22 protein-coding genes and 1 tRNA gene are annotated in these 23,359 nt (G+C 69.8%); all 23 read left to right on the top strand.

Annotation, left to right across the window (positions count from 1 at the left end):
* The first annotated feature begins 34 nt into the window (after positions 1 to 34).
* Complete coding sequence (locus EV376_RS02020) at positions 35 to 481, top strand: MaoC family dehydratase N-terminal domain-containing protein (RefSeq protein ID WP_130320453.1); 447 nt, start codon at positions 35 to 37, stop codon at positions 479 to 481.
* Between the two features lies 1 nt (position 482).
* Entirely contained in the window at positions 483 to 875 is a 393-nt protein-coding gene (locus EV376_RS02015; RefSeq protein ID WP_130320452.1) for a MaoC family dehydratase, read from the top strand.
* Positions 876 to 1,004: 129 nt separating this feature from the next.
* Positions 1,005 to 1,077: transfer RNA gene (locus EV376_RS02010), tRNA-Trp, on the top strand.
* Between the two features lie 213 nt (positions 1,078 to 1,290).
* A complete protein-coding gene (gene secE / locus EV376_RS02005; protein WP_130320451.1) occupies positions 1,291 to 1,677 on the top strand; it encodes a preprotein translocase subunit SecE in 387 nt (128 codons plus the stop codon).
* 38 nt (positions 1,678 to 1,715) lie between these two features.
* Positions 1,716 to 2,438: a transcription termination/antitermination protein NusG gene (gene nusG, locus EV376_RS02000; RefSeq protein WP_130320450.1), complete on the top strand. Its 723-nt coding sequence runs from the start codon at positions 1,716 to 1,718 to the stop codon at positions 2,436 to 2,438.
* A 193-nt stretch (positions 2,439 to 2,631) separates the two neighbouring features.
* A complete protein-coding gene (gene rplK / locus EV376_RS01995) occupies positions 2,632 to 3,063 on the top strand; it encodes a 50S ribosomal protein L11 (protein WP_130320449.1) in 432 nt (143 codons plus the stop codon).
* 82 nt (positions 3,064 to 3,145) lie between these two features.
* Positions 3,146 to 3,862 carry a 50S ribosomal protein L1 gene (gene rplA, locus EV376_RS01990; RefSeq protein WP_130320448.1) on the top strand — a complete coding sequence of 239 codons (717 nt, stop codon included), beginning with the start codon at positions 3,146 to 3,148 and terminating at the stop codon, positions 3,860 to 3,862.
* Positions 3,863 to 3,938: 76 nt separating this feature from the next.
* Positions 3,939 to 4,724 carry an ATP-binding cassette domain-containing protein gene (locus tag EV376_RS01985; protein ID WP_130320447.1) on the top strand — a complete coding sequence of 262 codons (786 nt, stop codon included), beginning with the start codon at positions 3,939 to 3,941 and terminating at the stop codon, positions 4,722 to 4,724.
* Complete coding sequence (locus EV376_RS01980) at positions 4,721 to 5,410, top strand: hypothetical protein (RefSeq protein WP_130320446.1); 690 nt, start codon at positions 4,721 to 4,723, stop codon at positions 5,408 to 5,410. The genes EV376_RS01985 and EV376_RS01980 overlap by 4 nt, the downstream gene beginning before the upstream one ends.
* Before the next feature lie 328 nt (positions 5,411 to 5,738).
* Complete coding sequence (rplJ, locus tag EV376_RS01975; protein ID WP_130320445.1) at positions 5,739 to 6,284, top strand: 50S ribosomal protein L10; 546 nt, start codon at positions 5,739 to 5,741, stop codon at positions 6,282 to 6,284.
* Between the two features lie 55 nt (positions 6,285 to 6,339).
* Positions 6,340 to 6,729 carry a 50S ribosomal protein L7/L12 gene (gene rplL, locus EV376_RS01970; protein ID WP_088997366.1) on the top strand — a complete coding sequence of 130 codons (390 nt, stop codon included), beginning with the start codon at positions 6,340 to 6,342 and terminating at the stop codon, positions 6,727 to 6,729.
* A gap of 571 nt (positions 6,730 to 7,300) precedes the next feature.
* Entirely contained in the window at positions 7,301 to 10,732 is a 3,432-nt protein-coding gene (gene rpoB / locus EV376_RS01965; RefSeq protein WP_130320444.1) for a DNA-directed RNA polymerase subunit beta, read from the top strand.
* An 84-nt stretch (positions 10,733 to 10,816) separates the two neighbouring features.
* A complete protein-coding gene (locus tag EV376_RS01960) occupies positions 10,817 to 14,704 on the top strand; it encodes a DNA-directed RNA polymerase subunit beta' (RefSeq protein WP_130320443.1) in 3,888 nt (1,295 codons plus the stop codon).
* Between the two features lie 119 nt (positions 14,705 to 14,823).
* Positions 14,824 to 15,195, top strand: a complete 372-nt coding sequence (locus EV376_RS01955) for a hypothetical protein (RefSeq protein WP_130320442.1) — start codon at positions 14,824 to 14,826, stop codon at positions 15,193 to 15,195.
* 578 nt (positions 15,196 to 15,773) lie between these two features.
* The gene (locus tag EV376_RS01950; RefSeq protein WP_130328487.1) at positions 15,774 to 16,145 is read left to right on the top strand and encodes a hypothetical protein; all 372 of its coding nucleotides are present in this window, start codon (positions 15,774 to 15,776) and stop codon (positions 16,143 to 16,145) included.
* Positions 16,146 to 16,641: 496 nt separating this feature from the next.
* Positions 16,642 to 17,016 carry a 30S ribosomal protein S12 gene (gene rpsL, locus EV376_RS01945; RefSeq protein ID WP_007465318.1) on the top strand — a complete coding sequence of 125 codons (375 nt, stop codon included), beginning with the start codon at positions 16,642 to 16,644 and terminating at the stop codon, positions 17,014 to 17,016.
* A 1-nt stretch (position 17,017) separates the two neighbouring features.
* Complete coding sequence (gene rpsG, locus EV376_RS01940; protein ID WP_130320441.1) at positions 17,018 to 17,488, top strand: 30S ribosomal protein S7; 471 nt, start codon at positions 17,018 to 17,020, stop codon at positions 17,486 to 17,488.
* 75 nt (positions 17,489 to 17,563) lie between these two features.
* Positions 17,564 to 19,660, top strand: a complete 2,097-nt coding sequence (gene fusA, locus EV376_RS01935) for an elongation factor G (RefSeq protein ID WP_130320440.1) — start codon at positions 17,564 to 17,566, stop codon at positions 19,658 to 19,660.
* 222 nt (positions 19,661 to 19,882) lie between these two features.
* On the top strand, positions 19,883 to 21,076 hold the full coding sequence (gene tuf / locus EV376_RS01930; protein ID WP_130320439.1) for an elongation factor Tu: 1,194 nt from the start codon (positions 19,883 to 19,885) through the stop codon (positions 21,074 to 21,076).
* A gap of 351 nt (positions 21,077 to 21,427) precedes the next feature.
* Positions 21,428 to 21,736, top strand: a complete 309-nt coding sequence (gene rpsJ / locus EV376_RS01925; RefSeq protein WP_007073037.1) for a 30S ribosomal protein S10 — start codon at positions 21,428 to 21,430, stop codon at positions 21,734 to 21,736.
* Between the two features lie 11 nt (positions 21,737 to 21,747).
* Complete coding sequence (gene rplC, locus EV376_RS01920) at positions 21,748 to 22,413, top strand: 50S ribosomal protein L3 (protein ID WP_130320438.1); 666 nt, start codon at positions 21,748 to 21,750, stop codon at positions 22,411 to 22,413.
* Positions 22,410 to 23,060, top strand: coding sequence for a 50S ribosomal protein L4 (gene rplD / locus EV376_RS01915; protein ID WP_130320437.1), 651 nt, complete (start codon positions 22,410 to 22,412; stop codon positions 23,058 to 23,060). The genes rplC and rplD overlap by 4 nt, the downstream gene beginning before the upstream one ends.
* Positions 23,057 to 23,359, top strand: a complete 303-nt coding sequence (gene rplW / locus EV376_RS01910) for a 50S ribosomal protein L23 (protein WP_091125159.1) — start codon at positions 23,057 to 23,059, stop codon at positions 23,357 to 23,359. The genes rplD and rplW overlap by 4 nt, the downstream gene beginning before the upstream one ends.

Here is a 23,359-nt window from a genome sequence, read left to right as displayed (position 1 = left end):
TCGGCGATCGTGTTCTGCGTGTAGGTTCGGCGGCATGTCCCAGGACCCGTCCTTCGTCGGCCGGACGTACCCGCCGACCGCCCCCTACCAGGTGGGCCGAGAGAAGATCCGCGAGTTCGCCACGGCGATCGGTGCCACCGATCCGGCTCACCACGACCCGGCGGCCGCCCGGGCGCTCGGCCACCCGGACGTGGTCGCGCCGCCGACCTTCCCGGTGGTGGTCACCATGGCCGCCAGTCGCCAGATCATCGAGGACCCGGCCCTCGGCGTCGACTACAGCCGGGTCGTCCACGGCGACCAGCGCTTCGCGTACACCCGTCCGGTCGTGGCGGGCGACGAGCTGGTCTGCGCCAACATCATCGAGGACGTCAGCAGCCGCGGTGGGCACGGCTTCCTGACCACCCGGACCGAGGTCACCACGGCCGCCGGCGAGCCGGTGGTCACCGTCTGGTCGAAGATCGTCGTACGCGGGGAGGGCTGACATGGAGCTGCCGGCCAAGACGTACCGGGTGACCCGCGCGGACCTGGTCCGCTACGCGGGCGCGTCGGGCGATTTCAACCCCATCCACTGGAGCGACCGGGTCGCCACGAAGGTCGGGCTGCCCGGCGTTATCGCCCACGGCATGTTCACGATGGCGCTGGTCGGTCGGGCCGTCGCCGAGTGGGCGGGCGCCCCCGACGCGGTGGTCGACTACGGCGTCCGGTTCACCCGGCCGGTGGTGGTCCCCGACGACGACCAGGGCACCGAGATCGAGGTGACGGCAGTGGTCCGCGAGGCTACCGACGACGGCCTGACCAGGCTCGACATCACCGCCACCTGCCTGGGGGAGAAGGTGCTCTCGCAGGCGAAGGCGACCATCCGGACGCCGCGCTGAACGATCTCGCGACGCGCGAGGGGTGGACCGGTTGGGAAAGTCGTGGCACTACCCGTACACTGGTCCGCCGTGGGGCACGTGACCCCTGCCCGGCCATGCGTGGCGGGGTGGGGTGACCGTTCGCCGCACAGGGGTGTAGCTCAATTGGCAGAGCAGCGGTCTCCAAAACCGCAGGCTGCAGGTTCAAGTCCTGTCACCCCTGCGCCTCAGGCCTGACCGTTCCCGTGGGTCGCGCTGCCGTCCGGCGGCGTCCGGCCCGTGGTGGTGGTATCGGCGGGGTGGCTCCGAGGCACTCGGGCCCTCCGGTTCGATCCGCCGGCCGCGGCCCGTCGCGGGACGGTCGGGCCGGCCGGCGTGACCAGACGCCGCGCACGCCGCGACGGCGTGCGAACCGACATCCGCGACGGAGGGCGAAGTGGCCGACAACAAGCGGCGCGGCGAGGACGCCGACGACGAGCGTCTGAACGACGAGTTCGACGCCGCCGGCGACGACGACGCCGATGCGGAGGAGCCGGTCTCCCGGGGCGGCACCGCGACCCGGTCGCGGGCCCGCGCCGAGTCGGCGGACAGCCGGCCGAAGACCCGCGCGGAGACCGACCGGGTAGGTGTGTTCGGGCGCATCGCCCGATTCATCCGCGAGGTCGTGGCCGAGCTGCGTAAGGTCATCTGGCCGACCCGCAAGGAGCTGCTGACCTACACCGCCGTGGTGATCACGTTCGTCGCAGTGATGCTGGCGATCGTGGCCGGCCTGGACTTCGCCTTCGCGAAGGGCGTGCTGTGGGTTTTCGGCAACCCCAGCTGACCGGCTGACCGTGCCGATAGTGACGGAAGTGAGCGAGCGTGCCTGAGTACGACGAGACCGCCGGACCCGCGGACGAGCAGTCCACGGTCGCGACGGCGGCTGGTGACGAGTCGGTCGAGGCCGCCAGCGAGCCGGAGTTCCCCGCCAGCGGGGCCGCCGAGGACGAGGAGTTCGACCCGGTCGCCGAGCTGCGGCAGAAGCTGCGCTACGCGCCGGGCGACTGGTACGTGGTGCACTCGTACGCCGGCTACGAGAACAAGGTCAAGACCAACCTCGAGACCCGGATCACGTCCCTCGACATGGAGGACTACATCTACCAGGTCGAGGTCCCGACCCGGGAAGAGGTCGAGGTCAAGAACGGCAAGCGGTCCCAGGTCCAGGCCAAGGTCTTCCCCGGCTACATCCTGGTGCGCATGGAGCTGACCGCCGAGTCGTACTCCTGCGTCCGCAACACCCCCGGGGTGACCGGCTTCGTGGGTGCCACCGACCGGGCCGACCGCCCGGCGCCGCTGAGCCTCGACGAGGTGCTCAAGTGGCTGGCGCCGGCCGTCGAGACCGAGCAGAAGAAGGCCAAGCCCGAGGTCAAGGTCCTTGACTTCGAGGTCGGCGACTCGGTCACCGTCACCGACGGCGCCTTCGCGTCCCTGCCGGCGACGATCAGCGAGATCAACGCCGATCAGCAGAAGCTCAAGGTGCTGGTGTCGATCTTCGGCCGGGAGACCCCGGTGGAGCTCAACTTCAACCAGGTCGCCAAGATCTGACCCCGGTACGCCGGCGGCGGGTGTCGACCCACCGCTGGCGTACGCGTTCTCCGTCCTGGAGCTGACCGCCGGACCTCGGCGGACCGGGCCGCGGGACGCTGCGCTACCCTAGAACGTCGCCGTCGTCGCGGCGCGCTGACCGTGCGTGCCCGCAGCCCGGTGCGAATCCCCGTTCCAAGTCCCAGGAAGAGACATGCCTCCGAAGAAGAAGCTCGTCAAGACGTTCACGCTTCAGCTGCCGGCGGGCCAGGCCACCCCGGCGCCGCCGGTCGGCCCCGCGCTCGGCCAGCACGGCGTCAACATCATGGAGTTCTGCAAGTCCTACAACGCGCAGACCGAGTCGCAGCGGGGCGACATCGTCCCCGCCGAGATCAGCGTGTACGAGGACCGCACCTTCACCTTCGTGCTGAAGACTCCGCCCGCCGCCCGGCTGCTGGTCAAGGCCGCCGGCGTGCAGAAGGGCTCGGGCGTCCCGCACAAGGAGAAGGTCGGCCAGGTCACCCGCGCCCAGGTGCGGGAGATCGCCGAGAAGAAGATGGCCGACCTCAACGCCAACGACCTCGACCAGGCCGAGAAGATCATCGCCGGCACCGCCCGGTCGATGGGCCTGGACGTCGTCGACTGACCTCCGGCCGACCAGCCGATCCCGTTCGTGGGAGGGCACGCGCACGCCGCGGGCCCGCCATAGACCACAGGAGCAATCACAGATGCAGCGCAGCAAGAACTACCGCAAGGCCGCCGATGTCATCGACCGGTCGAAGCTCTACACCCCGGCCGAGGCCGTGAAGCTGGCCAAGGAGACCACCTCCGTCAAGTTCGACGCCACGGTCGAGGTCGCGATGCGCCTCGGCGTCGACCCCCGCAAGGCGGACCAGATGGTCCGTGGCACGGTCAACCTGCCGCACGGCACCGGTAAGACCGCCCGCGTGATCGTGTTCGCCGCCGGCGCGAAGGCCGAGGAGGCCGCCGACGCGGGTGCGGACGAGGTGGGCACCGACGAGCTGGTCGCCCGGATCCAGGGCGGTTGGCTGGACTTCGACGCGGCGATCGCCACGCCGGACCAGATGGCCAAGATCGGCCGGATCGCGCGGATCCTGGGCCCGCGCGGTCTCATGCCGAACCCGAAGACCGGCACGGTGACCATGGACGTCGCCAAGGCCGTCGCGGACATCAAGGGCGGCAAGATCACCTTCCGGGTGGACAAGCACTCCAACCTGCACCTGATCATCGGCAAGGCCTCGTTCTCCGAGGCCCAGCTGGTCGACAACTACGCGGCGGTCCTCGAGGAGATCCTGCGGGCCAAGCCGTCCGCCGCCAAGGGCAAGTACCTGAAGAAGATCACCCTCACCACCACCATGGGCCCGGGCGTCCCGGTCGACCCCAACGTGGTGAAGAACCTGCGTGAGGGCTCGGCCGAGAACTGAGCACGACTGCTCCGAAGGGGCCTCGCCACGACGTGGCGGGGCCCCGTCCCGGTTTCCGCTGTGGCAGGCTCGGCGCATGCGGCTGGAGGACGTCTGGCTGCGGTACCACCGGCGCGGCCGGTGGGTGCTGCGGCAGACGACGGTACGGATCGGTCCGGGTGAGGTGGCGGTCGTGCTGGGCCGCAACGGCGCCGGCAAGTCCACTCTGCTCCAGCTCGCCGCCGGTGTCCTCCGGCCGACCCGGGGCCGGGTGGTGGACCGGCCGCCCGTGGTCGGCTGGGTTCCGGAGCGGTTCCCCGCCGATCAGCCGTTCACGGTGGCGGGTTACCTCACCGCGATGGGCCGCGTGGCCGGCCTCTCCGGCGCCGGGGCCGCCCGGGCGGTCGGCCGCTGGGTCGACCGGCTCGGCCTCGGCCCGTTCCACGACGTCCGGTTGCCGCGGCTGTCGAAGGGCACCGCCCAGAAGGTCGGCCTGGCGCAGGCCCTGCTGCGACCGCCGGGCCTGCTGGTTCTCGACGAGCCCTGGGAGGGCCTGGACGCCGGCGCCCGCGACCTGGTGCCGGAGCTGGTCGACGAGGTGCTGGCCGGCGGCGGCGCGGTGCTGGTGAGCGACCACCGGGGCGAGACGGTCCGGTTGCCGCACGCGCGGCACTGGACGGTCGCCGAGGGGGCGGTGGTCGAGCGGGCCTCGCCGGGGAGCCGGGAGGTCGCGGTGGTCGAGCTGGCGGTCCCCGCCGCCCGGGTCGCCGACACCGTCGCCCGCCTGCGCGCCGACGGCCACCAGGTCCTCCGGGTACGCGCCGACGCCGGCCCACCGGAGGTCACCGGGCCGGGTGCCGGGCCGGCCGGGGCGGCCCGATGATCGCCCTCGTCCGGTTCCGGCTGGCGGGTTTCCTGCGTACCGGGCGGGCGCTGGCACCGGTCCTGGCCGGCCTGCTCGCCCTCGGCGTCCTCTACGGCGGCGGCCGGGCGCAGCCGGCGGAGGCGTACGGCGTCTCCGCGGTGGTGCTCTTCCCGGTGCTGGCCTGGCAGACCAAGATCCTGCTGGACGTCGAGCCGGACGTGCAGCGCCGGCTGGCGCTGGTCACGATCGGTCCGGCCCGGGAGCGGGCGGCCGGGCTGCTCGCCGCGGCGGCCGCCGGCCTCGCCCTGGTCGGGGTCGCGCTGCTCCTCCCGTGGCTGCTCGGCGGGGTGACCGGCCCCGTCGCGCCGGGCGACCGGTCGATCCCGGCGGGACTGGCGCTGGGTCTCTGGGCGCACCTGCTCGCCCTGCCCCCGGCCGTGGCGCTCGGCGCCCTGGCCAGCCGGGCGGTGACCCGCGGCGCCGGGTACGGCGTGGCCGTGCTCACCGTCGGCGCGGTTCTCACGCTGGTGCTCGGCCTCTCCGGCTCGTCGGTGTCGTGGTTGGTGCCGCCGCTGATGCCCACGGCCCGGGCGCTGGCCGGGTCGCTACCGGGGCCGACGGCGGCGCTGCTGACCGGCTGGGCACTGGCCTGGGCGGCGGTGGCCCTGGCCGGCTACGCCCACGCGCGCCGCCGGGGTGCCTGAGGCCCCCGCGGCGGGTGAGTGGGCGCACGTCGGGGGCGATTTGGCGGTCCCGGTGGGTGTCGCGTAACCTTGGCGCGGAGTTCCACCCAGAGACCGCTGGTCACCGTGCCCCGGCACGGTCGAAGGTCCCGCGATGACGGGCGACCCGCGCAGGGCGGCAAGCGAAAATCGGCTTCGTTCCGTGGTCCGCCGACCGCGGTGACCGGGCCGGCCCTCGCCCCGTGCGCCCTGCGCCGGGGCTTTTCTCGTTGTCGTGATGCCTCCGCCGCCGTCGCGAGCGCCCGCTCGTCGCCGGCGTACCAGCTCCGAGCAACGAGAGAGGAGGGACATGGCGGACAAGCCGATCCGGGCCGACAAGGCCACGGCCGTCGCCGAGCTGACCGAGAGCTTCCGCAACGCGGGGGCGACCGTGCTGACCGAGTACCGCGGGCTCACGGTCTCGCAGCTCACCCAGCTGCGGCGCTCGCTCGGCAAGGAGACCAGCTACACGGTCGCGAAGAACACGCTGGCCAAGCGTGCCGCGGCCGACGCGGGCATCTCCGGCCTCGACGAGCTGTTCACCGGTCCTACCGCGCTGACTTTCGTTTCGGGCGACGTCGTCGAGGCGGCGAAGGGGCTTCGCGACTTCGCGAAGGCCAACCCGAAGCTCGTCATCAAGGGCGGTGTCTTCGAGGGCAAGGCCATTTCCGCGGCCGAGGTCACGAAGCTCGCCGACCTGGAGTCCCGCGAGGTGCTGCTGGCCAAGCTGGCCGGCGCCATGAAGGGCAACCTGAGCAAGGCCGCGGCCCTGTTCCAGGCTCCGCTCGCCAAGACCGCGCGTCTGGCGGCCGCCCTGCAGGACAAGCGCGAGAAGGAGGGCGCCGAGGCGGCCTGAGGCCTCCCGGCGCACCCACGTTCTTAGTTAAATCATTCAGGAAAGGACGCCAGACATGGCGAAGCTCAGCACCGACGAGCTGCTCGACGCGTTCAAGGAGATGACGCTGATCGAGCTCTCCGAGTTCGTGAAGCAGTTCGAGGAGACCTTCGAGGTCACCGCCGCCGCCCCGGTCGCCGTGGCCGCGGGTGCCCCGGCCGCCGGCGGCGCCGCCGCTCCGGCCGAGGAGGAGAAGGACGAGTTCGACGTCATCCTCGAGGCCGACGGCGGCAAGAAGATCCAGGTCATCAAGGTCGTGCGTGAGCTGACCGGCCTGGGCCTGAAGGAGGCCAAGGACCTGGTCGAGGCCGCGCCGAAGCCGGTCCTGGAGAAGGCCAACAAGGAGACCGCCGAGAAGGCCAAGGCCAAGCTCGAGGGCGAGGGCGCCAAGGTCACCCTCAAGTGACCCTGCGCTGACTGGCGCGCGTCCGGCTCACGTGAGCCGGGGCACACCACGTCACGGTGGGCGGCGATCCGGGATGCGGATCGCCGCCCGCCGCGTTGGTGGCACCGGCGGCGGCGCAGCTGAGCAGGACGGTCGGCGCCCGGTCGGCGACTGCGTACTGATGCCCGGCGGTAGCCCGGCGGTGGGAAAGGCGCGGCGAGCCGGCGACCGGCCCTTGACGCGGCCCGTCCCGGACAGGCACGCTGGCATCAGCAAGACCTTCCGCGCTTGCAACGGCCACCACTTGGGTAATGGGACCGGCGACACCATCGCCCCCGACACCCGAGCGGCCCGGTGGGAGCGTCGCGTTCCGAGCGGCCCGGTGCGACCCGGTCGAGGTCCCGAGGCACGTTCCGCGACGACCTGCGGGGTGGGCTGGACAGCGGTTAGCCTCTCGGCTACACTGCTAGTTTGCGCTGCCTTCTGAGTTGACCCCTGCTCGGAAATGTCCGTTTGTGGATATTTCCGGTGGGGTCATTGGAGTGCACGCGTACCAGCCGTTCTGCAGCACCGGTCCTCGGAAGGACGCATCTTGGCAGCTTCCCGCCCTGCGAAGACCAGTCGTACGTCGAGCGCTTTCGCTCCCCGCCGAGTTTCCTTCGGCCGGATCACCGAACACCTCGAGGTCCCCAACCTCCTCGCCATCCAGACCGAGTCCTTCGACTGGCTGGTCGGCAACGAGGCATGGCAGGGCCGGTCGGCCGACGACCCGCACGCACGCTCGGGTCTCGCGGAGATCCTCGACGAGATCAGTCCCATTGAGGACTTCTCCGGCACCATGTCGCTCTCCTTCTCGGCGCCGCGCTTCGACGAGGTCAAGGCCTCGATCGAGGAGTGCAAGGAGAAGGACCTCACCTACTGCGCCCCGCTCTTCGTGACCGCGGAGTTCACCAACAACACCACCGGCGAGATCAAGAGCCAGACGGTGTTCATGGGTGACTTCCCGATGATGACACCGAAGGGCACCTTCATCATCAACGGCACCGAGCGTGTCGTCGTCAGCCAGCTCGTCCGGTCTCCGGGCGTCTACTTCGACAAGCAGCCGGACAAGACCTCCGACCGCGACCTCTCCAGCGTCAAGGTCATCCCGAGCCGGGGTGCCTGGCTGGAGTTCGACATCGACAAGCGCGACACGGTCGGCGTCCGCATCGACCGCAAGCGCCGGCAGGCCGTCACCGTCCTGCTCAAGGCCATCGGTTGGTCGGCCGAGCAGATCCGCGAGCGGTTCGGCTGGTCCGAGCTGATGATGACCACGCTCGAGAAGGACCACATCGCCGGCCAGGACGAGGCGCTTCTCGACATCTACCGCAAGCTGCGTCCGGGCGAGCCGCCGACGCGCGAGAACGCCCAGACCCTGCTCGACAACCTCTTCTTCAACCCGAAGCGGTACGACGTCGCCAAGGTCGGTCGGTACAAGTTCAACAAGAAGCTCAACCTGGACGTTCCGATCACCACGGGCGTGCTCACCGAGGACGACATCGTCGCCACCGTCGAGTACCTCTGCCGGCTGCACGCCGGTGAGGAGGGCTACGAGGCCGACGACATCGACCACTTCGGCAACCGTCGCCTGCGTACCGTCGGGGAGCTGATCCAGAACCAGGTCCGGGTCGGCCTGTCCCGGATGGAGCGGGTCGTCCGCGAGCGGATGACCACGCAGGACGTCGAGGCGATCACGCCGCAGACCCTGATCAACATCCGCCCGGTGGTGGCGGCGATCAAGGAGTTCTTCGGTACGTCGCAGCTGTCCCAGTTCATGGACCAGACCAACCCGCTGGCGGGCCTCACCCACCGGCGCCGGCTGAGCGCGCTCGGCCCGGGTGGTCTCTCCCGGGAGCGGGCCGGCTTCGAGGTGCGCGACGTGCACCCGTCGCACTACGGCCGGATGTGCCCGATCGAGACGCCGGAGGGCCCGAACATCGGCCTGATCGGGGCGCTGTCCACGTTCGCCCGCGTCAACCCGTTCGGCTTCATCGAGACGCCGTACCGGAAGGTCGTCGACGGTCGGGTCACCGACCAGATCGACTACCTGACCGCGGACGAGGAGGACCGCTTCGTCAAGGCGCAGGCCAACGCGCCGCTGCGGGCGGACGGCTCGTTCGCCGAGGACCGGGTGCTCGTCCGTCGTAAGGGCGGCGAGACCGAGGACGTCCCGCCGGCGGCCGTGGACTACATGGACGTCTCGCCGCGGCAGATGACCTCGGTCGCGACCGCGATGATCCCGTTCCTCGAGCACGACGACGCCAACCGCGCCCTCATGGGCGCCAACATGCAGCGCCAGGCCGTGCCGCTGGTCAAGGCCGAGTCGCCGCTGGTCGGCACCGGCATGGAGTACCGCGCCGCGGTCGACGCCGGTGACGTGGTCGTCGCCGAGGTCGGCGGCGTGGTCGAGGACCTGTGCGCCGACTACATCACCGTCCACCAGGACGACGGCCACCGCCGGACGTACCTCCTGCACAAGTTCCGCCGCTCCAACGCCGGCTCCTGCGTCAACCAGAAGCCGGTGGTCTTCGAGGGCGACCGCGTCGAGGCCGGCCAGGTCATCGCCGACGGTCCGTGCACCGACGACGGCGAGATGGCGCTCGGGCGCAACCTGCTCGTGGCGTTCATGACCTGGGAGGGGCACAACTACGAGGACGCGATCATCCTGTCGCAGCGCCTCGTGCAGCAGGACGTGCTCACCTCGATCCACATCGAGGAGCACGAGGTCGACGCCCGGGACACCAAGCTCGGCCCGGAGGAGATCACCCGGGACATCCCGAACGTCAGCGAGGAGATGCTCGCCGACCTCGACGAGCGCGGCATCATCCGGATCGGCGCCGAGGTCGTCCCCGGCGACATCCTGGTCGGCAAGGTCACGCCGAAGGGCGAGACCGAGCTGACCCCGGAGGAGCGGCTGCTCCGCGCGATCTTCGGCGAGAAGGCGCGTGAGGTCCGGGACACCTCGCTGAAGGTGCCGCACGGCGAGACCGGCACGGTCATCGGCGTCCGCACCTTCTCCCGGGAGGACGGCGACGAGCTGCCGCCGGGCGTCAACGAGCTGGTCCGGGTCTACGTCGCCCAGAAGCGGAAGATCCAGGACGGTGACAAGCTCGCCGGTCGCCACGGCAACAAGGGCGTCATCTCCAAGATCCTGCCCATCGAGGACATGCCGTTCCTCGAGGACGGCACGCCGGTCGACATCGTGCTGAACCCGCTCGGTGTTCCCTCCCGGATGAACATCGGCCAGGTGCTGGAGACGCACCTCGGCTGGGTGGCCAAGACCGGGTGGAAGGTCGACGGAGACCAGGACGAGTGGCAGCGCCAGCTCAAGGCGATCGGGGCGGACGAGTCCGAGCCGGACACCAACGTGGCCACCCCGGTCTTCGACGGTGCCCGCGAGGAGGAGATCTCCGGTCTGCTGTCGTCGACCCTGCCCAACCGGGACGGCAAGCAGCTGATCGGCTCGTCCGGCAAGGCGCAGCTGTTCGACGGTCGCTCCGGCGAGCCGCTGCCCGACCCGATCGCGGTCGGCTACATCTACATCCTGAAGCTCAACCACCTGGTCGACGACAAGATCCACGCCCGGTCGACCGGCCCGTACTCGATGATCACGCAGCAGCCGCTGGGTGGAAAGGCGCAGTTCGGTGGGCAGCGCTTCGGCGAGATGGAGTGCTGGGCGATGCAGGCGTACGGCGCCGCGTACGCCCTGCAGGAGCTGCTGACGATCAAGTCCGACGACGTCCTCGGCCGGGTGAAGGTCTACGAGGCGATCGTCAAGGGCGAGAACATCCCCGAGCCGGGCATCCCGGAGTCGTTCAAGGTGCTGCTCAAGGAGCTGCAGTCGCTGTGCCTCAACGTCGAGGTGCTCTCCAGCGACGGCGTGGCCCTGGAGATGCGCGAGACCGACGACGAGGTTTTCCGGGCTGCGGAGGAGCTGGGCATCGACCTGTCCCGGCGCGAGCCGAGCTCGGTCGAAGAGGTCTGAGGTGAGCGGTCGGGAGCCGGCTCGCCGCCGGCTCCCGGCGCCACCCACTAGCTAAGCAGTACAGACGACGACATAGGGGACATAGTGCTCGACGTCAACTTCTTCGACGAGCTGCGCATCGGCCTCGCCACCGCCGACGACATCCGTCAGTGGTCCCACGGCGAGGTCAAGAAGCCTGAGACGATCAACTACCGCACCCTGAAGCCGGAGAAGGACGGGCTCTTCTGCGAGAAGATCTTCGGTCCTCAGCGGGACTGGGAGTGCTACTGCGGCAAGTACAAGCGGGTTCGCTTCAAGGGCATCATCTGCGAGCGCTGCGGCGTCGAGGTGACCCGCTCGAAGGTCCGCCGTGAGCGGATGGGGCACATCGAGCTCGCTGCTCCGGTGACCCACATCTGGTACTTCAAGGGCGTGCCGAGCCGGTTGGGCTACCTGCTGGATCTCGCCCCGAAGGACCTCGAGAAGATCATCTACTTCGCCTCGTACGTCGTGACGAGCGTGGACGCCGAGGCGCGTCACCGCGACCTCTCGACGATCGAGAACGAGATCCTGGCCGAGAAGCGGCAGGCCGAGAACAGCCGCGACTCGGAGATCGAGAAGCGGGCCGCCAAGCTCGAGGCCGACCTGGCCGAGCTGGAGGCCGAGGGTGCCAAGGCGGACGTCCGGCGCAAGGTCAAGGAAGGCGGAGAGCGCGAGATGCGCCAGATCCGCGACCGGGCCCAGCGCGAGATCGACCGCCTGGACGAGGTGCTGGACACCTTCCGCAAGCTGGAGCCGAAGCAGCTGGTCACCGACGAGCTGCTCTACCGGGAGCTGCGCGACCGGTTCGGCGAGTACTTCACCGGCGGCATGGGCGCCGAGGCGATCAAGGCGCTGGTCCAGAACATGGACCTCGACGCCGAGGCGGAGAGCCTGCGGGAGACCATCCGCACCGGCAAGGGGCAGCGGAAGATCCGGGCGCTCAAGCGGCTGAAGGTGGTCGCGGCGTTCCTGAACACCCGCAACTCGCCGCTCGGCATGGTGCTCGACTGCGTGCCGGTGATCCCGCCGGACCTGCGTCCGATGGTGCAGCTCGACGGTGGCCGCTTCGCGACCTCCGACCTGAACGACCTGTACCGCCGCGTGATCAACCGGAACAACCGCCTCAAGCGGCTGATCGACCTCGGCGCGCCCGAGATCATCGTCAACAACGAGAAGCGGATGCTCCAGGAGGCCGTCGACGCGCTGTTCGACAACGGCCGTCGCGGCCGGCCGGTCACCGGTCCGGGCAACCGTCCGCTGAAGTCGCTGTCCGACATGCTCAAGGGCAAGCAGGGCCGGTTCCGCCAGAACCTGCTGGGCAAGCGCGTCGACTACTCCGGCCGTTCGGTCATCGTGGTCGGCCCGAAGCTCAAGCTGCACCAGTGCGGCCTGCCCAAGCAGATGGCCCTGGAGCTGTTCAAGCCGTTCGTGATGAAGCGGCTGGTCGACCTCAACCACGCGCAGAACATCAAGTCCGCCAAGCGGATGGTCGAGCGGCAGCGGCCGGTCGTGTGGGACGTGCTGGAGGAGGTCATCGGCGAGCACCCGGTGCTGCTCAACCGGGCGCCGACCCTGCACCGGCTGGGCATCCAGGCCTTCGAGCCGCAGCTGGTCGAGGGCAAGGCCATCCAGATCCACCCGCTGGTCTGTACCGCGTTCAACGCCGACTTCGACGGTGACCAGATGGCGGTCCACGTGCCGCTGTCCGCCGAGGCCCAGGCCGAGGCGCGGATCCTGATGCTCTCGTCGAACAACATCCTCAAGCCGGCCGACGGCAAGCCGGTGACCATGCCCACGCAGGACATGATCATCGGTCTCTACCACCTCACCCACCTCACCACCGGTGAGCGCGGCGAGGGCCGGGCGTTCAGCTCGGACGCCGAGGCGCGGATGGCGTACGACAACGGCGAGCTGCACCTGCAGGCTCCGGTGCGGATCCGGCTGCGGGGCCTGGCCGGCGTCGACAACGGCCCGGGCGCGGAGCCCTGGACCGCCCCCGAGGGCTGGGTCGAGGGTGACCCGGTCACGGTGGAGACCACGCTCGGCCGGGTCCTGTTCAACGAGACGCTGCCGCAGGGCTACCGCTTCGTGAACTACGAGATCCGCAAGGGCCAGCTCTCCGCGATCGTCAACGACCTCGCCGAGCGCTTCCCGAAGGTGGCCCTCGCGGCCACCCTCGACGGGCTCAAGGAGGCCGGTTTCCACTGGGCCACCTGGTCCGGCGTGACGATCGGCATGGAGGACGTCATCGCTCCGCCGCGCAAGGCGGAGATCCTGGCGCGGTACGAGACCGAGGCCGACCGGATCGACAAGCAGTACCAGCGTGGTCTGATGACCGCCGAGGAGCGCCGCGGCGAGCTCATCGAGATCTGGACCAAGGCGACCAACGAGGTCGCCAAGGAGATGGACACCGCGCTGCCGCAGGAGAACCCGCTGTGGAAGATGATCAACTCGGGTGCTCGCGGTAACCTGCTCCAGCTCCGGCAGATCGCGGCGATCCGTGGTCTGGTGGCCAACCCGAAGGGCGAGATCATCCCGCGTCCGATCAAGGCGTCGTACCGGGAGGGTCTGTCCGTGCTGGAGTACTTCATCTCCACGCACGGTGCCCGGAAGGGTCTCGCGGACACGGCGCTGCGTACCGCCGACTCGGGTTACCTGACCCGTCGTCTGGTGGACGTCTCGCAGGACGTGATCATCCGCGAGGAGGACTGCGGCACCGACCGGGCCATCCCGATGCAGGTCGGGCAGCGGCGGGACGGCCAGCTGGTCGTGCACGAGCACGCCGAGACCAGCGTGCACGCCCGTACGCTGGCCGACGACATCAAGGGGCCGGACGGCACCGTCGTTGCCGAGCGGGGCGCGGACATCAACTCGATTCTGGTCGACAAGATCGTCGCCGCCGGGGTGGAGACCGTCCGGGTGCGCAGCGTGCTGACCTGCGAGTCGAAGCTGGGCGTCTGCGGTGCGTGCTACGGCCGCTCGCTGCCGACCGGCAAGACGGTGGACGTCGGCGAGGCGGTCGGCATCATCGCCGCCCAGTCGATCGGTGAGCCCGGTACGCAGCTGACGATGCGTACCTTCCACACCGGTGGTGTCGCCGGTGAGGACATCACCCAGGGTCTGCCGCGGGTCCAGGAGATCTTCGAGGCCCGTATCCCGAAGGGCAAGGCGCCCATCGCCGACACCCCGGGCCGGGTGCGGATCGAGGACGGCGAGCGGTCGCGGAAGATCATCGTCGTGCCGGACGACGGCAGCGACGAGATCGCCTACGACAAGATCTCGAAGCGGGTCCGGCTCCTGGTCAACGACGGTGATCACGTCGATGTCGGCGAGAAGCTCACGGTCGGTACGGTCGACCCGCACGAGCTGCTGCGCATCCTCGGCCCGCGCGCGGTCCAGGTCCACCTGACCCAGGAGGTCCAGGAGGTCTACCGCTCGCAGGGTGTGCTCATCCACGACAAGCACATCGAGATCATCATCCGCCAGATGCTCAAGCGGGTGACGGTCATCGACTCCGGCTCGACCGAGTTCCTGCCGGGCGTGCTCGTCGACCGGGCGCTGTTCGAGTCGGAGAACCGCCGGCTCGTGTCCGAGGGTGGCGAGCCCGCGGCCGGTCGTCCGGTGCTGATGGGTATCACCAAGGCCTCGCTGGCCACGGACTCCTGGCTGTCGGCGGCCTCCTTCCAGGAGACCACCCGGGTGCTGACGGACGCGGCGATCCACGCCCGCAGCGACTCGCTGATCGGCCTGAAGGAGAACGTGATCATCGGAAAGCTCATCCCGGCCGGTACGGGCATCAGCAAGTACCGCAACGTCCGGGTCGAGCCGACCGAGGAGGCGAAGGCCAAGGTCTACTCGATGACCGGTTACCCGGAGACCGACTACGGCTTCGGGCCGGCCAGCGGCCAGGCGGTCCCGCTGGACGACTTCGACTTCGGGTCGTACCGCTAAGGAGCGCTACACACGAGGCCCCCGGCACGCGTCGGGGGCCTCCCGTGTTTCCGGCGCCGGCCGCGTCAGGTGGGTGGCGCCGCCGGCCGCCAGGGGCGGGGCCGGGCATGATGGAGGGCATGACCACCGCTCCCGGGCCGATGCCGGTCGCTCCGCCGGGGCCGCCCCGACATCCGCTCGACCCGGATCCGGCGCGGGCCACGAAGGCCCGGGCGGTCTTCGCGCTGGGCCTGTTCGGCGCGTTGACCGGCCTGTTCGTCGGGGGAGTGGTACCGGCGACCGTGGCGCTCGTGCTGGCGCGGCAGGCGCGCCGCGACGCGTACGCCTCGGGGGGTTTCCTCACCGGGTCGGCCTGGCTGCGGCGCGGCGAGAGCCTGGCCTGGACGGGCCTGGTGCTGGTCGCGGTGGCCGTGGTCGCGGCGGTGGTGATCGGGGTGGTCCGGCTCGCCGAGGCGCCGTACGGGCAGGACTTCGCACCGAACGTGGACTGACCGACCCGGGGGAAACGGTCCGCGCCGGGCGTCGGTGGCTCGCCTGCCGGCGGTAGCCTGGCCGGTGTCCCGTCGCCCCGGCGCGTGGACGCCGACTGCCGACAGGAGGACCCGTGACCGACCCGGCGCGCCCGCAGGGCACCGACCCGACGGCGCCCGGCTGGCCGGACACCTCGACGGCGGGTGGGCGGTGGGAGCGGGGCGCTTCCGGTAGCCCGGCGTCGTCACCCGATCCCTGGTCCCGCCATCCGTCCGGGCCGCCTCCGACGCCGGCACCCTCCGGGCCGCCTCCGACGCCGGCGCCCTCCGGGTCGCCGGCGACGCCTGCGCCCGACGGGCCGGCTGTGCCCTCCGGGCCGGCTGCGACGCCGTCGGGCGTGCCGGTACACGACCCGTGGGCGCGCCCGGCCACCACTCCGCCGGGCCCGCCGGCGGGTGCGGTCACGCCCGGCGCCGGAGGTTGGGGCGCTCCGTCGGGCGGTACCCCGCCGATCGCGACCCCCGGCTGGGCTCCGCTGCCCGCGGTGCCACCACCGCCGCCGCGGGACGCGGTGCGGGCGCCGAAGCGGGTCGATCCGGTGCCCGGCACGCCCTTCGGCGTGGTGCACCTCGACGTGCCACCGGTCGCCTCCGGCCTGGCCGTGGGTTCGCTGGCGACCGGGATCGTCTCGATCCTGGTCTCGCTGCTGGTGATCTGTTTCGGGGTGGCCGGGCCGGACTGGGACGGTGTCTGGGCCGCTGGCGCCTTCACCGTGCTGGCGGTCCTGACCGGGGCCGGCGCCGTCGGCGCCGGCCTGCTGGGGCTGCGGCAGATCCGTCGGCCCGTGGCCCCGCCGGCGGTCCGGTTCACCGGGCGGGGTCTGGCCGTCGCGGGGGTCAGCTGCGGTGCGACGGGGCTGCTGATCAGCCTGCTCGGGCTGGGGCTGGCGTTCCTGGTGTCGTTGGCGTGACCCGTGCTGCCGGGGCGACCCGGGAGCCGGCGGCAACCACCGGGGCCGACGGGCCGGATGCCGCCGCAGCCGGTACACTTGTTTCCCTAGGTGCCCATCACGGGTGCGCGGGCCGGACGGTTCCGATCGGCGGGCGGTGAGACGCCCGGGTGGCCGCCCCGTTTTGACCAGCGCGGTTGTGGTAGGTACTCTTTCCCCTTGTGCCCGGGCAAGCCCGGGCGGTTCGTGCGTGCGCAGGATCCGGTCGTGCCGGTGCTCCCGCCGCAGCACGATGACATGCCAGAGGATCCGGTGCACGGCCTGCCGCGTGCCGGTGACACACCCCGGGTGCGCGTGAGCGACGGCCCGGGGACCGTGAGCCGGGCGACACGCCCGACCGCGGGTGCTGGGACCCCGTCAGGTGGCCCTGGTTGGAATGTAGGAGAGCCGTCCATCAGGCCGGCTAGAGCAGACGGCGCGGTCGCTGAGCGGCGGCCGAAGGGAGCGGAGAAACCCGGTGCCCACCATTCAACAGCTGGTCCGCAAGGGCCGGCAGGCCAAGACGACCAAGACGAAGACCCCGGCGCTGAAGGGGTCTCCCCAGCGGCGCGGCGTGTGCACCCGCGTGTACACCACCACCCCGAAGAAGCCGAACTCGGCGCTGCGCAAGGTCGCTCGTGTCAAGCTCAGCAGCCAGATCGAGGTGACCGCCTACATCCCGGGCGTCGGCCACAACCTGCAGGAGCACTCGATCGTGCTCGTGCGCGGCGGCCGTGTGAAGGATCTCCCCGGCGTGCGGTACAAGATCGTTCGCGGCTCGCTGGACACCCAGGGTGTCCGCAACCGCAAGCAGGCGCGCAGCCGCTACGGCGCGAAGAAGGAGAAGAGCTGACATGCCGCGTAAGGGACCCGCTCCGCGGCGGCCGCTGGTCGCTGACCCGGTGTACAACTCGCCGCTGGTCACCCAGCTCGTCAACAAGATCCTGCTGCGCGGCAAGCGGCAGCTCGCCGAGCGCATCGTGTACGAGGCCCTTGAGGGGTGCCGCGAGAAGTCCGGCACCGACCCGGTCGTCACCCTGAAGCGGGCGATGGACAACGTCAAGCCGACCCTCGAGGTGCGCAGCCGCCGTGTCGGTGGCGCCACCTACCAGGTGCCGGTCGAGGTCCGCCCCGCCCGGGCGACCACCCTCGGTCTGCGCTGGCTGGTCACCTACGCCCGCGCCCGGCGCGAGAAGACCATGGTCGAGCGGCTGATGAACGAGCTGCTGGATGCGAGCAACGGTCTCGGTGCCGCCGTCAAGCGGCGCGAGGACACCCACAAGATGGCCGAGTCCAACAAGGCCTTCGCGCACTACCGCTGGTAACACCCCGGTTCCGGCGCCATCCGGCGCCGGAACCACAACCAGTTGTTGTCGAGACGACAAAAGTTAGGGACTGAAGTGGCCGCCGCAGACGCGCTCGCCAACGTACGCAACATCGGCATCATGGCGCACATCGATGCCGGTAAGACCACTACCACCGAGCGGATCCTGTTCTACACCGGTATCACGTACAAGATCGGTGAAGTCCACGAGGGCGCTGCCGTCATGGACTGGATGGAGCAGGAGCAGGAGCGCGGTATCACCATCACTTCCGCCGCCACGAAGTGCGAGTGGAAGGGCCACACGATCCAGATCATCGACACGCCCGGCCACGTCGACTTCACGGTCGAGGTCGAGCGGTCGCTGCGGGTTCTGGACGGTGCGGTCGCGGTCTACGACGGTGTCGCCGGCGTGGAGCCGCAGACGGAGAACGTCTGGCGCCAGGCCGACAAGTACAACGTCCCGCGGATGTGCTTCGTCAACAAGCTGGACCGGACCGGTGCCGACTTCTTCCGCTGCGTGCAGATGATGATCGACCGGCTCAACGCCACGCCGCTGGTCCTGCAGGTGCCGATCGGCGCCGAATCCGACTTCATCGGTGTGGTGGACCTCGTCGGCATGCGTGCCCTCACCTGGCGCGGGGAGACCCAGAAGGGTGAGGACTACGCGGTCGAGGAGATCCCGGCCGACCTGGCGGACACCGCCGCCGAGTGGCGCGAGAAGCTGCTGGAGACCCTGGCCGACGTCGACGACTCGGTGATGGAGAAGTACCTCGAGGGCGACGAGATCTCTGCCGACGACATCCAGGCCGCCATCCGCCGCGCCACCATCGCCGGCAAGGCCAACCCGGTGCTGTGCGGCACCGCGTTCAAGAACAAGGGCATCCAGCCCATGCTCGACGCGGTGGTCGCCTACCTGCCGTCGCCGCTGGACATCCCGGCGATCGAGGGCACCGCGACCGACGGCGAGACGCCGATGCAGCGCAAGCCGTCCACGTCGGAGCCGTTCTCCGGTCTCGCCTTCAAGATCCAGACCGACCGGCACCTCGGCAAGCTCACCTATGTCCGGGTCTACTCCGGCGTGGTCGAGTCCGGGTCGCAGGTGGTCAACTCCACCAAGGACCGCAAGGAGCGGATCGGCAAGATCTACCAGATGCACGCCAACAAGCGGGAGGAGCGCAGCTCCGCCAAGGCTGGCGACATCATCGCGGTCCAGGGTCTGAAGCAGACCACCACCGGTGACACGCTGTGCGACCCGGCGAACCCGGTCATCCTCGAGTCGATGACCTTCCCGGAGCCGGTCATCGAGGTGGCCATCGAGCCGAAGACCAAGGCCGACCAGGAGAAGCTCAGCACCGCCATCCAGCGGCTGGCCGAGGAGGACCCGACCTTCCGCGTCAAGCTGGACGACGAGACCGGCCAGACGGTCATCTCGGGCATGGGCGAGCTGCACCTGGACATCCTGGTGGACCGGATGCGTCGCGAGTTCAACGTCGAGGCCAACATCGGCAAGCCGCAGGTGGCGTACCGCGAGACCATCCGCCGTCCGGTGGAGAAGGTCGAGTACACCCACAAGAAGCAGACCGGTGGTTCCGGCCAGTACGCCCGGGTCATCATCAGCCTGGAGCCGCTGCCGCTGGACAACGAGGCCCCGACCTACGAGTTCGCGAACGCCGTCACCGGTGGCCGCATCCCTCGGGAGTTCATCCCCTCGGTGGACGCGGGTGCGCAGGACGCCATGCAGTACGGCATCCTCGCCGGCTTCCCGCTGGTCGGTGTGAAGCTGACGCTGGTGGACGGTCAGTACCACGAGGTCGACTCGTCCGAAATGGCGTTCAAGATCGCCGGTTCGATGGCGCTGAAGGAGGCGGCCCGCAAGGCCGACCCGGCGCTGCTCGAGCCGATGATGGCCGTTGAGGTCACCACTCCTGAGGAGAACATGGGTGACGTCATCGGCGACCTCAACTCCCGCCGTGGCATCATCCAGGCGATGGAGGAGCGCGGCGGTGCCCGCGTCGTCCGCGCCTTGGTGCCGTTGTCGGAGATGTTCGGCTACGTCGGCGACCTGCGGTCGAAGACCCAGGGCCGGGCTAGCTACAGCATGCAGTTCGACTCCTACGCCGAGGTTCCCGCCTCGGTGGCCAAGGAGATCATCGCCAAGGCGACCGGTGAGTGACGCTCACCTGAGCTGACCCGATGAGCCGGGTGTGGTCGCGGGAGGTTCTCCCGCCCGCGACCACCTCGGTCGGAGTGTGTGAATCCGGGCCTGTAGGCTTCATCGCCGCAGAACCCACCAAAGGCTCTCCGACCGTCAGGTCGGAAAGGCTGTCGACAGAGTCCTAAGCGCCGACCGGCGCGCCGGGGCGAACGAACCAAGAAAGTCCACAGGAGGACACCAGTGGCGAAGGCGAAGTTCGAGCGGACTAAGCCGCACGTCAACATCGGCACCATTGGTCACATCGACCACGGTAAGACGACGCTGACGGCGGCCATCACCAAGGTCCTGCACGACCAGTACCCGGAACTGAACCCGTACACGCCGTTCGACCAGATCGACAACGCGCCGGAGGAGAAGGCGCGGGGTATCACGATCTCGATCTCGCACGTCGAGTACCAGACCGAGGCGCGGCACTACGCGCACGTCGACTGCCCCGGTCACGCCGACTACATCAAGAACATGATCACCGGTGCCGCCCAGATGGACGGCGCGATCCTGGTGGTCGCGGCGACCGACGGCCCGATGCCGCAGACCCGCGAGCACGTGCTGCTGGCCCGCCAGGTTGGCGTGCCGTACATCGTCGTGGCGCTCAACAAGAGCGACATGGTCGACGACGAGGAGCTCCTGGAGCTCGTCGAGCTCGAGGTCCGCGAGCTGCTCTCCTCGCAGGAGTACCCGGGTGACGACCTGCCGGTCGTCCGGGTGTCCGCGCTGAAGGCCCTCGAGGGCGACCCCGAGTGGACCCAGCGCCTGCTGGACCTGATGACCGCGGTCGACACCGCGATCCCGCAGCCGGAGCGCGAAATCGAGAAGCCGTTCCTGATGCCGATCGAGGACGTCTTCACGATCACCGGCCGTGGCACCGTCGTCACCGGTCGCGCGGAGCGCGGCGTCCTCAAGCCGAACGAGGAGGTGGAGATCGTCGGTATCCGCGAGAAGTCGCAGAAGACGGTCTGCACCGGCATCGAGATGTTCCGCAAGCTGCTCGACGAGGCCCGCGCGGGTGAGAACGTCGGTCTGCTGCTGCGTGGCATCAAGCGCGAGGACGTCGAGCGCGGCATGGTCGTCATCAAGCCGGGCACCACGACCCCGCACACGGAGTTCGAGGCGACGGTCTACATCCTCTCCAAGGAGGAGGGCGGCCGGCACACCCCGTTCTTCCAGAACTACCGTCCGCAGTTCTACTTCCGGACCACGGACGTCACCGGTGTCGTCACCCTCCCCGAGGGCACCGAGATGGTCATGCCGGGCGACAACACCTCGATGAGCGTGAAGCTCATTCAGCCGATCGCGATGGAGGAGAACCTCAAGTTCGCGATCCGTGAGGGTGGTCGCACGGTTGGCGCGGGTCGCGTCACCAAGATCATCAAGTGAGCTGGGTAACCCCGATTAGACCCGCCGCCGGTCGTGCGGCATACTAGTCAGGTTGCGTAACGACGGTTCGTTCCGCCTGCGTTCGGTTCGCCGAACCTCCAGGTGGGTGGGCCAGTCGGGCGTAGGGTGGTTGGCGGCCAGTCCGTCAACCACCCTCGCACGGCGTCCAGGTCGCGGTAATGCGATCGACGCCAGGACCCACCGCGTGGTCAGGATCGCTCCGGAGTCCCGGGGCGGAGCCTGGCCCAAGGGCGCGACACGCCCGACCGCGGGGGTCGGCGAAGTGGGCCTGTGCCAGCCGGCACAGGCGCCCGCAACACAGCGGCATCGAGAGAAGGAACAGAAGCCACCATGGCGGGACAGAAGATCCGCATCCGGCTCAAGGCCTATGACCACGAGGTCGTCGACTCCTCGGCTCGGAAGATCGTCGAGACGGTGACGCGTACCGGGGCGCAGGTCGCGGGCCCGGTGCCGCTGCCCACGGAGATCAACCGTTTCTGCGTCATCCGCTCGCCGCACAAGTACAAGGACTCGCGCGAGCACTTCGAGATGCGTACGCACAAGCGGCTGATCGACATCATCGACCCGACCCCGAAGACGGTCGACTCGCTCATGCGCCTCGACCTGCCGGCTGGCGTCGACATCGAGATCAAGCTGTAGGGATCGGACAAATGGACAGGCAAGTCAAGGGGATCCTGGGCGCGAAGCTCGGCATGACCCAGGTCTGGGACAACAACCGCGTTGTCCCGGTGACCGTGGTTCAGGCCGGCCCGTGCGTCGTCAGCCAGGTTCGTAGCCCCGAGAAGGATGGCTACGCGGCGGTCCAGCTGGCGTACGGCGCCATCGACCCGCGCAAGGTCAAGAAGCCGATCAGCGGTCACTACGCGAAGGCCGACGTCGCGCCCCGGCGCCACATCGTCGAGCTGCGCACGAGCGACGCCGCCGAGTACGCGCTCGGCCAGGAGGTCACGGTCGAGCAGTTCCCGGCCGGCGTCTCGGTCGACGTGACCGGCAAGACCAAGGGCAAGGGCTACGCCGGCCCGATGAAGCGGCACGGCTTCCACGGCCTGCGCGCCAGCCACGGTGTCGAGCGCAAGCACCGCTCGCCGGGCTCCATCGGCGCCTGCGCCACCCCGGGCCGTGTCTTCAAGGGCACCCGGATGGCCGGCCGGATGGGTGGCGTGCGCTACACCGTCCAGAACCTGACCGTCCAGGCGGTCGACACCGAGAACAACCTCCTGCTCGTCCGCGGCGCCATCCCCGGCCCCAAGGGCGCGCTGGTCCTGGTCCGCACCGCGGCCAAGGCCAAGGCGAAGAAGGGTGGTGCGGGCAAGTGACCACCGTTGACGTCCTCACCGTCGAAGGCACCAAGGCCGGCGCCGTCGAGCTGCCCGCCGACATCTTCGACGCGCAGGCCAACGTCGCGCTGATGCACCAGGTCGTGGTGGCCCAGCTCGCGGCGGCCCGGCAGGGCACGCACAAGACCAAGACCCGCGGCGAGGTCGCCGGCGGCGGCAAGAAGCCGTACAAGCAGAAGGGCACCGGCCGGGCCCGGCAGGGCTCGATCCGCGCGCCGCAGTTCGCCGGCGGTGGCGTGGTGCACGGTCCCGTGCCGCGCGACTACAGCCAGCGGACCCCGAAGAAGATGAAGGCCGCCGCCCTGCGTGGCGCTCTCTCCGACCGGGCCCGCGCCGGCAAGGTGCACGTCGTCGAGGCGTTCGTCTCGGGCGAGAAGCCGTCGACCAAGGCCGCGCTGGCCACGCTGGCGAAGCTGACCGACGCCCGCCGGGTGCTGGTCGTGCTGAGCAGCACCGACGAGCTGAACTGGGTGTCGCTGCGCAACGAGCCGCGGGTGCACCTGATCGAGGCCGGCCAGCTCAACACGTACGACGTGCTGGTGGCCGACGACGTGGTCTTCACCAAGGAGGCCCTGGACGAGTTCCTGGGCGTTCCCGCCGAGACCACCGAGGAGGGTGGCAAGTGAGCACGATCGCCGACCCGCGCGACATCATCGTGGCGCCGGTCGTCTCGGAGAAGAGCTACAGCGAGCTGAACCGCAACTGGTACACCTTCCTGGTGCACCCGGACGCGAACAAGACCGCGATCAAGATCGCCATCGAGCAGATCTTCAACGTCCGCGTCCTGACGGTCAACACGCTCAACCGCGAGGGCAAGCGCAAGCGGACCCGCACCGGGTTCGGCAAGCGCAAGGACACCAAGCGGGCGATGGTGAAGCTGGCTGACGGTGACCGCATCGAGGCCTTCGGCGGCCCGGTCAGCTGA

The organism is Micromonospora sp. CNZ295, assembly GCF_004217535.1.
This window is presented reverse-complemented; position numbering and strand designations above follow the sequence as displayed.